We start from the raw sequence: 16,324 nt of genomic DNA, 5'->3' as shown, positions 1-16,324 counted from the left end.
ATCTGAGCATCTGGCATGCTTGTGCTTTATCCTGCGATACGTTTTGATTATGGGATCAATAATAATCAAAAAAGATCAGACAATGAACAAACTCCACATCGACAGCCAATGTATCCATGGACCAGAAAAAGCCAATGATCCGCATGGTGCACTTACTGCTCCTTTATACCAAACTTCAACGTTTCATTTTAGCAGTGCCGCGCAAGGTGCAGCACGTTTTGCTGGTGAAGAACCGGGCTATATTTATACCCGTTTAGGTAACCCGACGACGACAGAGCTTGAACAAAAAGTCGCACAACTTGAAAGTTGCGAAGCCGCTGCAGCAACAGCCACAGGAATGGGCGCGGTTTCTGCATCGGTATTAAGTTTTTTATCGCAAGGCGATCATTTAGTCGCATCAAGCGCTTTGTATGGCTGTACGTTTGCTTTCTTCGCACATATGTTGCCGCGTTGGGGGATTGAAGTGACGTTTGTAGATATGACCGATGAGCAGCAATTACGCGATGCAATTAAACCAAATTCAAAAATGATTTTTGCCGAAACCCCAGTTAATCCAACTATGGCGGTAATTGATTTAGCGTTAATAGGACAAGTGGCAAAACAACACAATTTGATCAGTGTAATAGATAACACCTTTCTCACGCCGTTACTGCAAAAGCCAATTGATTATGGCATTGATTTAATTGTTCACAGTGCTACTAAATATTTAAATGGTCACGGTGATGTTGTGGCTGGTTTGGTGTGTGGCAGTCAAGAGCACATTACATTAATTAAAATGACCGTACTTAAAGATATTGGTGCAACAATCAGTCCACACGATGCATGGCTTATTAATCGTGGTTTAAAAACCTTAGCGATACGAATGCAGCGTCATTGTGAAAGTGCGCAAATTATTGCTGAATTTTTAGAGCAGCATCCCCAAGTTAATACCGTTTATTACCCCGGACTTGCATCTCACCCAGGGTTTAAGTTTATCGGTAAGCAAATGAAAGCGGCTGGTGGCGTTATTGCCTTTGAATTAAAAGGCAGCCTAAAAGATGGCGAGCAGTTTATTAATAATACCCAATTGTGCACACTCGCCGTGAGTTTAGGAGACGCCGAAACACTCATTCAACATCCGGCATCGATGACTCATTCACCGTATTCACCCGAAGAAAGAGCAGCTGCGGGTATTAGCGATGGTCTGATCAGACTATCTGTTGGCCTTGAAGATGTTAACGATATAATTAACGACCTTAACCGCGCTTTTACTTTTATTGTATAGGCTGTAAATTTAATCTTACAATTTACATTGCTTCTAGCCCTTTAAAAATAGCACTGTAAACTTTTTGATCTTAAAGTGTAATGTTTGATGTACAAAAGGCGGTTTGGTGCTAATAGCTGATATTGTCTCAGCTATTAAACTTTGCCTTACATTTGCTTAGTATCTCCTTAACAGGTTGACACCGATATCGGTTTAACACTAAGAAGGTTATTATGGCTAAAGCAAGTAAATACACCTCCAAGACACCAGATGAAAATGGCGTTATCCATTGGAGCGAAGCAGAAAATAAAATATGGTCAGAACTAGTCGCACGCCAACTAAAATGTATTGCAGGCAAAGCTTGCAATGAATACATGGAAGGGCTTGAAAAAATAAACCTGCCTCATGACCGTATTCCGCAGTTAAGTGAGCTTAATGAAGTATTACTAGCGACTACCGGCTGGCAAGTTACGCCTGTGCCAGCTTTAATCGACTTTGATGAATTCTTTCGTTTATTAGCAAATAAGCAATTTCCAGTCGCAACCTTTATTCGTAGCCGTGAAGAGTTTGATTACCTGCAAGAACCTGATATTTTTCATGAAATATTTGGTCATTGTGCAATGCTTACTAATCCTGATTTTGCCAAGTTTACGCATAAATATGGCCAGTTAGGTTACGCTGCCGAGAAAAAAGATCGGGTTTACCTTGCCCGTATGTATTGGTTTACGGTTGAGTTTGGCCTAATGCAAACAGATGATGGCCTGCGTATTTATGGTGGCGGTATTTTATCAAGTCCAGGTGAAACACAATACGTGTATTCAGATAAGCCCGAGATCAACCCGATGAATGTATTGGATGTATTACGCACGCCGTACCGAATTGATATTATGCAGCCTTTGTACTACACCATTAATTCTATCCATGATTTATTTGATATTTCACAGCTGGATATTATGGCGTTAGTTGCGCAAGCAAAAGAATTAGGGTTACATGACCCAAAATTTCCTCCTAAAGAAAAATTAGCAAGTTAAGGATTTAAGATGTCATCATTAAGCGCACAAAAATGTGAAGCCTGTCACGTAGACGCTCCACAAGTATCAGATATCGAGTTAGCTGAATTAATTAAAATGATCCCAGATTGGGTGCCTGAAGTACGCGACGGTATTATGCAATTAGAGCGTGTTTATAAATTTAAAAACTTTAAACAAGCCATCGCTTTTACTAATAAAGTAGGTGATATGGCTGAAGATGAAGGCCATCACCCGGGCTTGCTAACAGAGTGGGGCAAAGTAACGGTAACGTGGTGGAGCCATTCAATTAAAGGCTTACACAAAAATGATTTTATTTGTGCTGCCAAAACAGATGAAGTTTTCGCTGCTCTATAAATAAAACACAGCAATTGTTCTGCCCAAAGAACATGAAAGGCGCTTAATTAGCGCCTTTTTTATTGTTTTAAGCTTTGGTTATTACATTTTATATCGCAGCAAAGTTAACCCCTGCGGCGAAGTTTGCTACAATCGCTCGTCTTTACTCAAATTTTATAAGGTAGTCGCGGGTGGTTAACCTAGGTCAATTGTTTGGTGAACTAAAAACGTGTTTAAGAAAAGATCAATTCATCTTTAAAAAACGCCTTCACGGCATAAAAAAAATAACCGATGAAACAAAACAAGCAGCCGTGATTGAAAAAATCACTGCAGATATAGCACGTAGCCAACAATTGCGAGAGGTGCGCTTAGCTCAGTTACCTAAAGTAACTTACCCTGAGCAGCTCCCCGTCAGTCAGAAAAAAGACGACATTAAAGAGGCTATCGCCAATAACCAAGTGGTTATTATCGCGGGTGAAACCGGCTCAGGTAAAACCACGCAAATTCCTAAAATGTGTTTAGAACTTGGCCGTGGCGTTGATGGTTATATCGGTCACACCCAACCAAGACGTTTGGCTGCGCGCAGTGTCGCGGATCGGATTGCTCATGAAATGCAATGTGAACTTGGCCAGCAAGTGGGTTTTAAAATTCGTTTTAGCGATCAAGTATCAAATAACAGCTATATAAAGTTGATGACTGACGGTATTTTACTGGCGGAAATTCAACAAGACCGATTTTTAAACCAGTATGACACCATTATTATTGATGAAGCTCATGAACGTAGTTTAAACATTGATTTTATTTTAGGTTATTTGAAAAACCTATTACCAAAGCGTCCTGATTTAAAAATAATTATTACCTCTGCGACCATTGATCCAGAGCGATTCTCAAAGCATTTTAATGATGCACCGATTATTGAAGTGTCAGGACGAACATTTCCGGTGGATGTGCGTTATCGTCCTTTGGTTGAAATTGATAAAAATGATATGGAGGCTGAAGGCGACCAGCTGCAAGGTATTTTTGATGCCGTTGATGAGCTGTGCCAAGAAGGCCCAGGCGATATTTTAATCTTCTTAAATGGTGAACGGGAAATACGCGATACTGCTGATGCCCTTAGTAAACGTAATTTAAAAGGAGCGGATGTTTTACCTTTGTATTCGCGCCTTTCTAACGCAGAACAAAACCGTATTTTTGCTCCCCATAGTCGTCGTCATATTATTTTATCGACCAACGTTGCTGAAACCTCACTTACTGTGCCGGGTATTCGATACGTTATTGATCCTGGTACCGCGCGCATTAGCCGTTATAGTTATCGTACTAAAGTGCAGCGTTTACCGATTGAGCCAATATCACAAGCCAGTGCCAATCAGCGAAAAGGCCGCTGTGGCCGTGTGGAAGCGGGTATTTGTATTCGTTTATATGCTGAAGATGATTTTAATTCGCGCCCAGAGTTTACTGATCCAGAAATACTACGTACTAACTTAGCCTCCGTTATTTTAAAAATGCTTGGCTTAGGGTTGGGCGATATGGCCGAGTTCCCATTTGTACAAGCACCAGATAGCCGTAATATCAACGATGGCTTAACGTTACTAGAGGAACTTGAAGCGGTTAAACCCACTCGTCATAATAGCAATACACAGCTTACTAAATCGGGTATTGAACTGAGCCGCTTACCGGTTGACCCGCGTTTAGCTAAAATGGTACTAACAGCACAAAAGCTGGGTGCGCTGCGTGAAGTGATTATTATTGTGGCGGCGTTATCGATTCAAGATCCACGCGAGCGCCCGCAAGAAAAACGCGCTGCTGCAAACGAAAAGCATGGCCGTTTTGACGATCCTGATTCAGATTTCATCGCCTTTTTAAATTTATGGAATTACTTAGAAGAGCAGCAAAGTGAGCTAAGTAACAGCCAATTCAGAAAGCTGTGCCAAAAGGATATGCTCGCTTATATGCGTATTCGTGAGTGGCAAGATATCGTTTATCAGCTCAGTACTGTGTGCAATGAAATGGGCATGAAAGCGACCAGCAATGTTGCCGATGGCGATAAAATCCATCAAGCGCTATTGAGTGGCATGCTCAGTCACATTGGTTTTAAAGATGAAAAGCAAGTATATAAAGGCGCTCGCAACAGTCAGTTTCATGTATTCCCAGGCTCTGGATTATTTAAGAAAAGCCCAAAATGGTTGATGTCGGCAGAGCTGGTTGAAACCAGTAAATTATATGCACGTATTAATGCCAAAATTAACATCGATTGGGTTGAACCATTAGCACAACACTTAGTAAAACGCAGTTACAGTGAGCCGCATTGGGAGAAAAAGCCCGGCGCAGTGATCGCTTTCGAACAGCAGGTATTATACGGGCTGATCATAGTGTCAAAGCGTCGCTGTGTGTACAGTAACATTGACCCGAAAGTTAGCCGCCAGTTGTTTATTCGCAGTGCCTTAGTAGAGCAAGATTTAGGTCAAAATGAAGGGTTTTTGCAGTTTAATCGCGAACTGATTGAAGATATTCAAACTCTAGAAAATAAAAGCCGCCGTCGTGATATTTTAGTTGATGAGCAAACCTTATATGAGTTTTACGATAAGAAAATTCCTGCTCAAATAAACAGTCGTGCAGCATTTAATAAATGGTATAAAACGCAAAAGCAGCAGGATAAACATTACTTGCAAATGACACGTGATGATTTAATGCAACACGGTGCTGATAGTGTTACTGAGTTTGATTACCCCGATGTATGGCAACAAGGCAATTTAATGTTGCCGTTGAGCTATCATTTTGATCCAGGCCAAGCGGTCGATGGGGTTGCAGTGCATATTCCGGTGGCCTTACTAAACCAAGTAGAAGAAGCTGGCTTTGACTGGCATATTCCGGCATTTCGTCATGAGTTGATCACCGGTTTAATTAAATCTTTACCTAAATCACTACGTCGTAATTTTGTGCCTGCGCCAAATTACGCAGATGCGGTTCTTGCAGCAATCGAGCCTATGCAAGGTAACTTCATTGAGGCACTCAGTACGCGTTTATTACGTATGACAGGTGTAAAAGTTGATCCAGAGGCCTGGGATTTAACCACCCTTGCGACTCACTTAAGACTGCAGTTTGAAGTTCGTGATGAAAAAGATAATGTACTTGCCCGAGGTATGGATTTAGCGAAACTCAAAGCGCAATTGCAGGGTAAAGTGACGCAAACGCTGTCTAAAGTGGCAGATAAAGGCATTGAAAAAGCTGACCTATTGCAATGGGATTTTGGCAAGTTACCGGTATCCTATGTGAAAAAACAAGGCCAGTATGAAATCAAAGCGTACCCTGCGCTGGTAGATAAAAAATCATCGGCGGCAGTGGAGCTATTTGATAACGAAGTTAAAGCGCAAACTGCCCATCAGCAGGGGTTACGCCGTTTGGTATTACTGAATGTACCTTCGCCGATAAAATATTTGCAACAAAACTTACCCAATAAGGCTAAATTAGGTCTATATTTTAATCCGTTTGGTAAGGTTGCTGATTTAATTGATGACTGTATTGCCGCAGGCGTTGACAGTTTATTGGTAAAATTAGGCGATGTACGCACCGAACAAGCGTTTGAGCAAGTAAAAGAGCACGTGCGCGGTGAGCTCGGCGATGCGGTTGTTGCTATTGCAACCCAAGTTGAGCAAGTGTTGAGTATTGCGCATGCGTTACATAAAAAAATGAAAGGGCGAGTTGATTTAACCATGATCACTGCACATGGAGATATAAAAAGCCAACTGGGATCTTTGGTATTCAAAGGCTTTGTTTCAAATCATGGCGCAGACAAACTTAGTGATTTAATTCGTTACTTAAAAGCAATAGAAAAACGCTTAGAAAAGTTGCCAGTTGATCCAAATCGTGACAGATTATGTGTACTTGAGTTAGAAAAGGTTGCTCAAGAGTATCAAAAACAGCTGAAAAAAGTGCCGCCTGGAATGCCTGCTCCGCAACAATTGCAGGATATTTTTTGGATGCAACAAGAGCTTAGAGTATCCTTGTTTGCGCAAACGTTAGGGACACCGTATCCGATTTCAGCTAAGCGTGTATTGAATGCTCTGAAAGAAATTGATTGAGTTTGGTATTTAGTAAACATCGAATACCTTGGAAGGAAATATTTGTTAGATGAGAAGGAACTGATATTAACCATGCGCTCATCCGCTAATACACACCCGCGTTTACTAGTTGTAGATGACGAGTACTTTAATTTTGAAATGCTCAAAGTCGCTTTATCAGCGGATTTTGAGCTCAGTTATGCTGAATCAGGTAAGAGCTGTTTATCGTCGGCTATTGCAAATCCACCGGATGCGATTTTACTCGATGTATGTATGCCCGGCCTAGATGGTTACGACACGTGTCGAATGTTGAAGAACACCCCTGAAACTCGTAATATTCCTGTTGTTATGGTGTCAGGCTTAGAATCCGTACAGGAACAACAAGCTGGTTTTGATGCCGGTTGCGATGCCTATGTGGTGAAGCCTTTTTCGGTCGTGGGGTTATTAGAAAAAATCAATACGGTTGTTTAGGAGTTATTATGCTAAATGAAGATAAACGTAATTTTAGACGTATGCAATTAAATGCACAGGCAAAATTAACCACACTTGAGCCAGTCGCTGATCAACATTTTGATGCTGTATGTGTCGATTTAAGTGCAACTGGGTTGTCACTGCAGTTGGATGAATTACTTGAACTGGGCACCATTGTGAAGGTGAATATTGATTCGACCAGCCCTGCCATTGCACCACTTGATGCAACAGCAAAAGTCGTTCGTGCCAGCAAAGAAAGTGATGGCACGGTAACCGCTGGGCTAGAAATAATGCAGTTTAATTAACCTGATGAACTCAGGTTAATTAGTTGCAGTCAGTTTAGTAAACTTTACAGATCAGGCCTTTTAGGTAAAAACCTTCAGGGTAACTGCCTGCGATTGGATGATCAGCAGCTTGGTTTAAACGCTCCATGATCAACAAATCCTTACCAGCATCAAGGGCTGCATCAGCAACCACTTTTTGAAATAAATTTTGCTCCATTAAACCTGAACATGAGAACGTAAGCAACGTACCACCTGGTTTAAGAATTTGCATGGCAATCATATTGATATCTTTATAGCCACGACACGCACCCGTTAGTTGTGCTTTGTTATCAGCAAATTTAGGTGGGTCCATAACGATAGTATCGAATAACACCCCATCTTCACGGTATTGGCGTAGTAATTTAAATACATCTTGTTTTATGAAGTCAACTTTATCTAAATCAAGATTATTGTGCTCGACATTACGTTTTGCGGTATCAAGCGCGGGTTGCGATACGTCAACGTTAGTAACATGCTCGCAGCCGCCACGCAGTGCATACAATGAAAAGGTACCTGTGTAGCTAAAACAGTTAAGTACTCTTTTATCTTTTGAAAAACGCTCTAATGCAGCACGGCTATCACGTTGATCAAGGTAGAAACCGGTTTTATGACCTTCGAGAATGTCTACTTCAATTTTAAAACCATTTTCTTCAATTAATACTGGCTGCTCAGGCTTATTACCCCATAACACGCCCATAGTCGGCTCTAAGCCTTCTTTGGTGCGCACATCGACATCAGAGCGCTCATACACGTTACAGCCTGGGAAAATAGCGATTAAAGCGCCAACTATTTCACCTTTATGGCGCTCAGCACCGGCACTTAATAACTGACACACTAAAAAGTTGTCAAATTTATCAATGGTTACACCTGGTAAAAAATCAGACTCGGCGGCACATAACCGAAATCCCGTTAAGCCACCTTCAGTAATTACTTGCTCGCGTGCCGCAAAGGCACGACGTAAGCGACGTTCAAAAAAAGCTTGGTCGATGATTTCTGTTTCATCAAAGCTCCAAACACGCGCGCGGATCTGTGAGTGCGGACTGTAAGCCGCTGTAGCTAAAAATTTACCATTACTATCGTGAATGGTCACTGTGTCACCTAAACCTGGCTTACCTTTTATTTTTTTGATGGCTTTTGAAAACAACCATGGGTGTTTTCTTTTTAGTGATTTTTCACGACCAGCTTCTAGGTATACGACAGATGACATTAGGCTTCTCATTACGGATAAATTAAGAGCGTATTTTAGTGAAGCAGGCTCGAACATACAATGAATGTTTTGCACAACAGCCTATAACCGCGGTAAAGTAACAGTAATTCAATGCATTAATTTGAAATTACAGGATTTATGGAACAACGTTTGCCCGTTTTAGTATTATCTGAGCCGTTGCAACAGCTAGAAAATCATTGCCGTGCTTTTATTTTGTCGTTAGTGAGTGCTGATGTCGCCCACGATATTACCCATATTGAACGAGTCGTGCGTGTTGCAAAACAGCTCTGCTTTGCTGAAGATGCTTCGATGGACGTGGTGTTACCCGCAGCATGGTTGCATGACTGTGTTGCAGTGGCTAAAAACCACCCGGATCGCGCTAAAGCTTCAACAATGGCCGCAGATAAAGCAATTTCATTTTTAGCGTCAATAGGGTATGACGCGCAATATTTTGATGCCATTCATCATGCTATTGTAGCCCATAGTTTTAGCGCTAACATTGCAATTGAAAGTGTGGAAGCACAAATCGTTCAAGATGCTGATCGTATGGATGCCTTAGGAGCAATTGGTGTCAGCCGCTGTATGAAAGTAGGGGGCTCAATCGGACGCAATTTATATCACCCTGACGATCCATTTTGCGCCCACCGCAGCCCGGATGACAGCTTGTATACATTAGATCACTTCTTCATCAAGCTATTACATATTGCACAGAGTATGAATACACCTTCAGCAAAAGCAGAAGCGGTGCGTCGTACTGAATATATGCAGGTATTTATTGAACAACTTAAGTCGGAGATTGGCTAATGGCAATGCCTACTTTATCTGGTGTCGATCATTGCCATTTAAATGTGACTAACCTTGCGCAAGCCGTCACGTGGTACAAAACAGTCCTTGGATTTAATATTGTGCCAGAGCTTGCTTTTTGGGATGAGGGTACTGGGCCTTTAACACTAGAAGATCCTGCGGCAACTATTCGCTTAGCGTTATTTGAGCGAGAGGGCAGTAGTAAAGGGATTGCATTTGGCGCATCTGGAGAGCAGTTTATCGCTTGGCTTAAGCATTTGGCTGACTTAAATATTAAAACCGTGGTTGCTGATCACAAAGTTACATACTCTGTTTATTTTCAGGATTTAAGTGGTAATAGTCATGAAATCACCTCTCATGACTATGCATATATCTCGGCCAACATCTAGCATATGGTTAGCCTTGGTAGGCAGAGTACACTGCTAAAACAGCATCTAGCTGGCCTTCAAATAGTGCGATAAGCTGAGGATCAAAGTGTTTACCAGCTTGCTCGCGCATATGACTTATGGCTTCATCAACGCTCCAAGCTTGCTTATAGGGACGTTTAGAGGTAAGTGCATCGAATACATCGGCGATTGCCACAATACGTCCTTCAATCGAAATTTCCTCACCTTTAAGACCGTTTGGATAACCTGATCCATCCCATTTTTCATGATGCTCCATCGCAAGTATATAGGCGAGCTGCAATAACGGCGATGACGAGTTTGCTAAAATTTTAGCGCCGATTTTGGCATGCTGTTTCATGTGTTCAAATTCTTCGGCTGTTAATTTCCCTGGTTTAAGCAAGATTGCATCGGGAATGCCGATTTTACCAATGTCATGCATCGGTGCTGCTTGTTTGAGAAGCTCAGCATGTTGTTCAGTCATTCCATAGGCTAGTGCTAAAATTTTACTGTATTTACTCATGCGCACAATATGCTCGCCAGTATCGGTGTCTTTATACTCGGCAGCGCACCCTAAACGATGGACTAAATCAACGTGAGCCAACTTTAGCTGCTCAGCCTGAACTAGGGATAAATGAGTTTTAACACGCGCTCTTACGATTGCAGGACTAATAGGCTTGGTTATGTAATCTACCGCGCCAATTTCAAAACCTTTAAACTCATCACTTTCATCCGCAAGTGCAGTCACAAAAATGACTGGAATATGCTCAGTAGCAGGGTTTTGTTTAAGCAGCTGACATACTTCAAAACCACTCATATTTGGCATCATAATATCGAGTAGAATGAGTTTGGGTGGCTCTTTTTCAACTAACGCGAGCGCGGCATCACCCGATTTAGCAAAAGAGAGGCGATATTGATTCCCTAATACTTCGCGCATGACTTTAAGGTTGGCGGGTTCATCATCAACAATAAGAATTCGTGGGCGTTCGGTTATTAAGTCCATCAGTGTGTTTCCAAATTTGCTGCCTGATTGAGCAGCTCTATTAATGCAATAAGAGTACTCTGGGCATTGTCAAAGTCAAACTGGTCGAAATATTCGATTAATGCATCCACATCACTTTGATAAGTAGCGGGGGCATTGTCTGCTAATGTTGCTAACAACTCATCATTGAGCTCTGCATTTTCTGCGTCTTTACGCAGTTGTTCACACAGTATTTTAAATTCGCTGAGCGATAGTACTTGGGTATTTTTTTCGCTGCTTTGCACTGCTATACAGCTGCTGGTTTTTCTAGCTAACAACTCATTGACCGCATTAAACTCTATCTGCAATTGCTGAATTATTTGCGCCTGCTGCTCAGGGGCTTGGCTGTTTTCTAAGGTTGAAAGTAGGGCCATCATAGTCGGTAAACCTAAATTACCAGATAAGCCTTTAAGGGTATGTAATGTGCCATTAATATCTTTTAAGGCATTTAGTCCATCATTAAAGATAATGTCACATGTTGCCTGCTGCTCTTTAAAAAAACGGTGTATTTCGCTCAGCTGTTTACACTTACTGCCCCAAAGTTGCTGTCCTTTTTTAAAATCAATATGCTGTGCTGCGGGATCAATGTGAGCAATTTGCGTTTCTATATTTAAACCAAAGCCAAGCACTTGCGCAATCTCTTGATTCAATTGATTGATATCAACAGGCTTATTGGCGAAGCCATTCATACCCGCTTTTTTAGCCGTTAATTTATCTTGCTGTAAGACACTGGCGGTGAGCGCAATGATCGGAGTCTTTTTTAGCTGTCGTTGTTGCTCAATTTCACGAATTTTTTCGGTCGCGGCAATACCGTCACATTCAGGCATATGGATATCCATTAAAATAACATCAAAATCTTGTTTTTCAAAAATAGCGATCGCTTCTAAGCCGTTGCTTGCAGAGCTAATCGTATGCTGATCTCGCGACAATAATAACTGTAGTAGCTCAACATTTTGTGCTATATCATCAACGACTAAAATGCGCAGCTTAGGTAATTGCGTATGCAACTTATCAAAGTAATTGACTTGGGTTTCATCACCGACCTCTAAAGGCAATGAAAAATAAAAGCAGCTGCCTTTATCTTCTTCACTGACTACGTTGATTATGCCACCCATCAGCTCAACGAGTTGCTTACTGATAGTAGTACCAAGTCCAGTGCCACCAAAACGACGTGTAGTAGTCCCGTCAGCTTGTTCAAAAGGCTGAAATACCGCTTTAAGACGATCTTTAGCAATACCAATACCGGTATCTTGTACTTCAAAAAATAAGTAATTATTTTGTGTCGTACTGACAGTGACATTCACTGAGCCCTGAGCTGTAAACTTAACTGCATTACCAATTAAATTTGTTAAAACTTGGCGAATTCGGTCTGGATCACCGTAATAAGTAGGGTGAACAGACTCTTTGATGGTAAGTGTTAGTTCTAGATCTTTCTTTTTTGCTTCTAACCAAAATGTAGAAATAATACTATCAAGCACCGCTTGAAGATTAAAATGCACTAATTCAATGGTCAGCTTACCTTTTTCAAGTTTTGCAGAATCCAATATTTCATTTAATAGCCGTAACAGCGAGCGAGCCGCATTATTTACGATAATTAAGTGCTTTTGTTGGTCTTGATCAAGTGGGGTATCCATCAATAAATCACTAAAGCCAATAATCGAATTCATCGGTGTGCGAATTTCGTGACTCATATTCGCCATAAATGACTGTTTGGCTTGAGCTGCATCTTCGGCGGCTATTTTCGCCAACTTTAATTTATCTTCGTATTCACGACGTTCACTAATATCGATAATAACGCCGTCGATCCAAATCGCTTCACCTTGCTTGTTGAACTCAAAGCTACCTTTCTCAAGCACCCAAATTAGCTTGCCACTTCGATGACGTAGTCGGTATTCAATTGAGTATTGCGATTTAGCAGCGATCGCTTGCTCGACCGATTTATTGATGCGTTTGTTATCATCTTTAAAAATCAAATCACTAAACTGAATATGCTGATTGATAAATTCCGATGGGACATAGCCAGTTACTTCATTAATGCTAGGGCTAATAAAAATCATGCTCCAGCTTTTATCCAACTGGCAGCGAAATACCACGCCAGGCATATTATTCATCAGCGAGCGGTATTGTTGTTCTTTCGCTATGAGGTTTTGTTGTAGTTTGCGTTGCTCAGTCAAGTCAGTAATAAAGCCAACAAATATTGACTCTTGTCCTGGCTGGTTTGCTTCACCAATACCTAAGCGAATAGGAAATAGGTGACCTTGTTTATGTTTAGCAAGAACATCACGATTGACGCCAATAACTTTACCTAAATCGATGTGATGTGCCTTTAATAGATATTCATCATGCTCGGCTGCGATATCATCTGCCATCAGCATTTTTATGTTTTTACCCTTTACATCAGTGCTATGCCAGCCGAAAATATTCTCTGCAGCGTTATTAAAGCTTAAGATAATACCGCGATTGTTAATTGTTACTATGCCATCTATAGCGGTCGATAAAATAGCCTCTAAGCGAGATTCATTCCCTGTTTTTTCTTCAAGTAACATGCGATAGCGTACCATACCGTTAATGATAGCAACTATCGCGGTTAGAATAATGGTGGCGAACACTACGCTAATAGCAACAAATGTAAGTTCTGAGCTGGCGCTGTCATTACCAATTAATGGCGAGGTTGCAACAAACCGTGTTGCCGCCATTCCCATGTAATGCATACCTGCAACAGCAAAACCCAAAATGATTGCGCTGATCAACCGCGTCTGCAAAGAATTTAGTGTTGGGAGGTGCTTTTTAATATTAAAGCGAGCATATAAAGATATAAACGCCAGTACAACGGCAACGATAATTGACAACCCAAACATCAATGGATCGTAGCGTAGCAGCGGGCTCAATTCCATTGCTGCCATACCACTGTAATGCATAGTGCCGATACCTGCGCCGAGTAGTACCGAGGGCAGTATTAAACTGAAAATAGTGGCGTTATTTTTTACTAATAATGACACGCCAGTTAGGCAGGCTAAAAATGCTGGAATGAAAGATAAAAAGGTGAGTGTTGGGTCGTAGCTGATATTTGTACACAGTGAAAATGCCAACATACCAATAAAATGCATACTCCAAATACCGCCAGAAAGTACCAAGGAAGCCGTTGAGTTGGCTAATTTTTGATAACTTTTGAAGCGTGTTTCTTTGGCCAGATCGATCATGTAAGTTGCAAAAAATGCAGAGAAAATAGCCGTTAAAACAGACAGAGCGACTAAAAATGGGTCATAAACACCATTAATAAGAAGGCTCGGATCGTGATCGGTAATAAAAAAAGCGGTAAGCATAACGGCTCAATACACTGTTATTTCAGTAATAACTAATATCACCTGAAATATATGTTAAGACAATTAATTAATTTTGCGCAAATGCCTGTTATTTGTTTACATATTTAGCTGCAAAATTTAACAAAATCAAAAACTTTTTAAAATCAATTCGCTAAGTTTCATTGTGCGTAATGATAGCATCATTTATAACCAGTTTTATAGCAGGTATTTAGCTGAACTATTTATTTTCGCAGATAAAGTAATCGGTAATTATCGGGTCATACGTTTGACAAATACGACTACGAATAGTGCCAGAGAGAAACTCCCGCAAAACGCTTCAACTGCAGCAACGAATCGGGAGAAACCAACCGGAGTAATATCGCCATATCCTAAGGTTGTAAAAGTAACCACGCTAAAATAGAAGCTATTAAGTAGGGCTAATAAATTATCACTTAATGTTGCCGCCGGATTGAACTGCATAATACGACCAGCATCCATCACCCCAAAAATAAAATAACACAGGGCGCAGCAGATGATCAGTGACAAACTAAAACGGATCACATTTTCAGGCTTTTCACCATACCCGCACAACATATCAATACAGCTCGAGGCTAATCGTTTTTTTGAACCCCGTGGATATTGTGCGTGACGCATCCGCAGTTCTTTGTACGTGAAATTACCCGCCAGTTCAAATAAGCCTTGTTGTTCTGATGCTTTACGTAAATTGCGAAATATTTCTTCTGATTGTTCAAATAAGTCAAGGGCTGCGCTTTTATCTGTATGTTTAAGCGCTGCTTTAGCTTGTTTTTCCTGTAATAGTTCAGCGCCTAGCTCAATGTTATCAATACGGGTGTTGTTTAGTTTTATACCCAATAAATTTGTATCTTGTAGGTTGCAGTAATGCAGGCTTGCTTCGTGCAAGTTGGCTTTCATCAGTGAACTGTGGGCTATTTTATTATTAAACAGGTGAGCGTTGGTGAGCGTTGCACGATAAAAATTACTGTAAGATAAATCAAAACCATCCTCATCATCTTGTTTTATCAAATTAAGCCCATTGAGGTTAGCGCGTTTTAATTGCAATCCCTGTAATAATCCTCCCTTTTTTGCATAGCGCTCTAATTTTTGGGTCAGATCTAAGCCTGACTTATCAAATTTGGCATCATGCCAAAAACAAAAACCTGAGCCCATGTCTGTTTCTTGACAATGATGGCCATCGGGAGAGGTATAACGACAACAAGGCTTATCAGGCATGTTTGATATCGCTTTATTTAATTCTACTTAGTTATAGATTAGCAGTTATTTTGCAAGGTATTATAGTGACCTGTTAATTAGTTCAATGACTGTCGGTCAATTACAAGAGTTAGGTTTGTTTGAATATACATTAAAACGTAGTCGCCGCCGCAAAACTGTCGCTATCAAAGTCCAGCAACAAAGTGTCACAGTTTATGCGCCTGTTGGGGTTGCTAAAAAGGAACTTGAAAGCTGGCTGCTAAGTAAAACTGACTGGATCAATGCGCAAATTAATAAGCAAAGTCAAATGCTTGATACTCGCCAATACCCATTACAAGATAATCGCGTACTGGTTTTTTCACAACCTATGATACTGACTTATGGTGTCAGCTCGCGCAGCGCATGGCAGCTAGTAAAAAATCAGCAGGGGAATGTGTTACAGCTAAATCTTTCTGGACGGGTTAAGCATCAGCAGCCAATGTACCAAACCTTGCTCGAAAGTTTTTTACATGAGCAATTAGAAAATTATATTGAAATGCGTGTACATGCTTATTGCCTAAAAATGGCAGAGGCTTTACCTAGCAGTATTCGCATTCATACTTATAAGCGTCGTTGGGGCAGTTGTAATCGACGACGAGAATTGACCTTTAATTTGTTATTAGCCAGTGCGCCGCAGAGTATTATTGATTATGTAATTGTGCATGAACTAGCTCACTTGAAATATTTAAATCACAGTGCCGCATTTTGGCAGCGCGTCAGTGAGTTTTATCCTGATTATAAGCAAGCAACAAAATGGTTAAGGCAACACGGTGCGAGTTTACAATGGGTAGTCGAATGAGTTAGCGAGGATAAAGTTACCGAGGGTAAAGTTAGCGAGGATAAAGTGACCGAGGATAAAGTTAGCGAGGATAAAGTTAC

13 protein-coding genes are annotated in these 16,324 nt (G+C 41.0%); 9 read left to right on the top strand and 4 right to left on the bottom strand.

The window, feature by feature from the left end:
* Positions 1-82: 82 nt before the first annotated feature.
* The 6 genes from megL (at position 83) to H5163_RS19030 (ending at position 7,441) form a co-directional block, all read left to right on the top strand.
* Complete coding sequence (gene megL / locus H5163_RS19055) at positions 83-1,264, top strand: methionine gamma-lyase (RefSeq protein WP_182735743.1); 1,182 nt, start codon at positions 83-85, stop codon at positions 1,262-1,264.
* 212 nt (positions 1,265-1,476) lie between these two features.
* The gene (gene phhA, locus H5163_RS19050; RefSeq protein ID WP_145241432.1) at positions 1,477-2,274 is read left to right on the top strand and encodes a phenylalanine 4-monooxygenase; all 798 of its coding nucleotides are present in this window, start codon (positions 1,477-1,479) and stop codon (positions 2,272-2,274) included.
* A gap of 9 nt (positions 2,275-2,283) precedes the next feature.
* Positions 2,284-2,628, top strand: a complete 345-nt coding sequence (locus H5163_RS19045; RefSeq protein WP_145241430.1) for a 4a-hydroxytetrahydrobiopterin dehydratase — start codon at positions 2,284-2,286, stop codon at positions 2,626-2,628.
* Between the two features lie 170 nt (positions 2,629-2,798).
* Positions 2,799-6,686 carry an ATP-dependent RNA helicase HrpA gene (gene hrpA / locus H5163_RS19040; protein ID WP_182735742.1) on the top strand — a complete coding sequence of 1,296 codons (3,888 nt, stop codon included), beginning with the start codon at positions 2,799-2,801 and terminating at the stop codon, positions 6,684-6,686.
* Between the two features lie 72 nt (positions 6,687-6,758).
* On the top strand, positions 6,759-7,136 hold the full coding sequence (locus H5163_RS19035) for a PleD family two-component system response regulator (protein WP_145241521.1): 378 nt from the start codon (positions 6,759-6,761) through the stop codon (positions 7,134-7,136).
* 8 nt (positions 7,137-7,144) lie between these two features.
* Positions 7,145-7,441, top strand: a complete 297-nt coding sequence (locus H5163_RS19030) for a PilZ domain-containing protein (protein ID WP_145241426.1) — start codon at positions 7,145-7,147, stop codon at positions 7,439-7,441.
* Positions 7,442-7,475: 34 nt separating this feature from the next.
* Here the strand turns inward: H5163_RS19030 and H5163_RS19025 are convergent, their stop codons facing one another.
* On the bottom strand, positions 7,476-8,666 hold the full coding sequence (locus H5163_RS19025) for a class I SAM-dependent methyltransferase (protein WP_145241424.1): 1,191 nt from the start codon (positions 8,664-8,666) through the stop codon (positions 7,476-7,478).
* 138 nt (positions 8,667-8,804) lie between these two features.
* Here H5163_RS19025 and H5163_RS19020 point away from each other — a divergent pair, with 138 nt between their 5' ends.
* A complete protein-coding gene (locus H5163_RS19020; RefSeq protein ID WP_145241422.1) occupies positions 8,805-9,470 on the top strand; it encodes an HD domain-containing protein in 666 nt (221 codons plus the stop codon).
* Positions 9,470-9,859: a VOC family protein gene (locus tag H5163_RS19015; RefSeq protein ID WP_145241420.1), complete on the top strand. Its 390-nt coding sequence runs from the start codon at positions 9,470-9,472 to the stop codon at positions 9,857-9,859. The genes H5163_RS19020 and H5163_RS19015 overlap by 1 nt, the downstream gene beginning before the upstream one ends.
* A 7-nt stretch (positions 9,860-9,866) precedes the next feature.
* Here H5163_RS19015 and H5163_RS19010 read toward each other — a convergent pair whose 3' ends face one another.
* From H5163_RS19010 to H5163_RS19000, 3 genes are all read right to left on the bottom strand, one after another.
* Complete coding sequence (locus H5163_RS19010) at positions 9,867-10,856, bottom strand: two-component system response regulator (protein ID WP_182732488.1); 990 nt, start codon at positions 10,854-10,856, stop codon at positions 9,867-9,869.
* Positions 10,856-14,197 (bottom strand): MHYT domain-containing protein, encoded by a 3,342-nt coding sequence (locus H5163_RS19005; RefSeq protein WP_182735741.1) that lies wholly within the window; start codon positions 14,195-14,197, stop codon positions 10,856-10,858. Before H5163_RS19005 ends, H5163_RS19010 begins: the two co-directional genes overlap by 1 nt.
* Positions 14,198-14,446: 249 nt before the next feature.
* Positions 14,447-15,427, bottom strand: coding sequence for an ion channel (locus H5163_RS19000; RefSeq protein WP_145241414.1), 981 nt, complete (start codon positions 15,425-15,427; stop codon positions 14,447-14,449).
* Between the two features lie 85 nt (positions 15,428-15,512).
* Between H5163_RS19000 and H5163_RS18995 the strand changes: the two genes are divergently transcribed.
* Positions 15,513-16,244: a M48 family metallopeptidase gene (locus H5163_RS18995; RefSeq protein ID WP_145241412.1), complete on the top strand. Its 732-nt coding sequence runs from the start codon at positions 15,513-15,515 to the stop codon at positions 16,242-16,244.
* Positions 16,245-16,324: the final 80 nt, after the last annotated feature.

Origin of the sequence: Pseudoalteromonas sp. SG44-8 (assembly GCF_014164125.1) — a bacterium.
Classification (GTDB): domain Bacteria; phylum Pseudomonadota; class Gammaproteobacteria; order Enterobacterales; family Alteromonadaceae; genus Pseudoalteromonas; species Pseudoalteromonas rhizosphaerae.
Note: the sequence above shows the minus strand (reverse complement) of the source record. Positions and strands in the feature narration are given on the sequence as shown.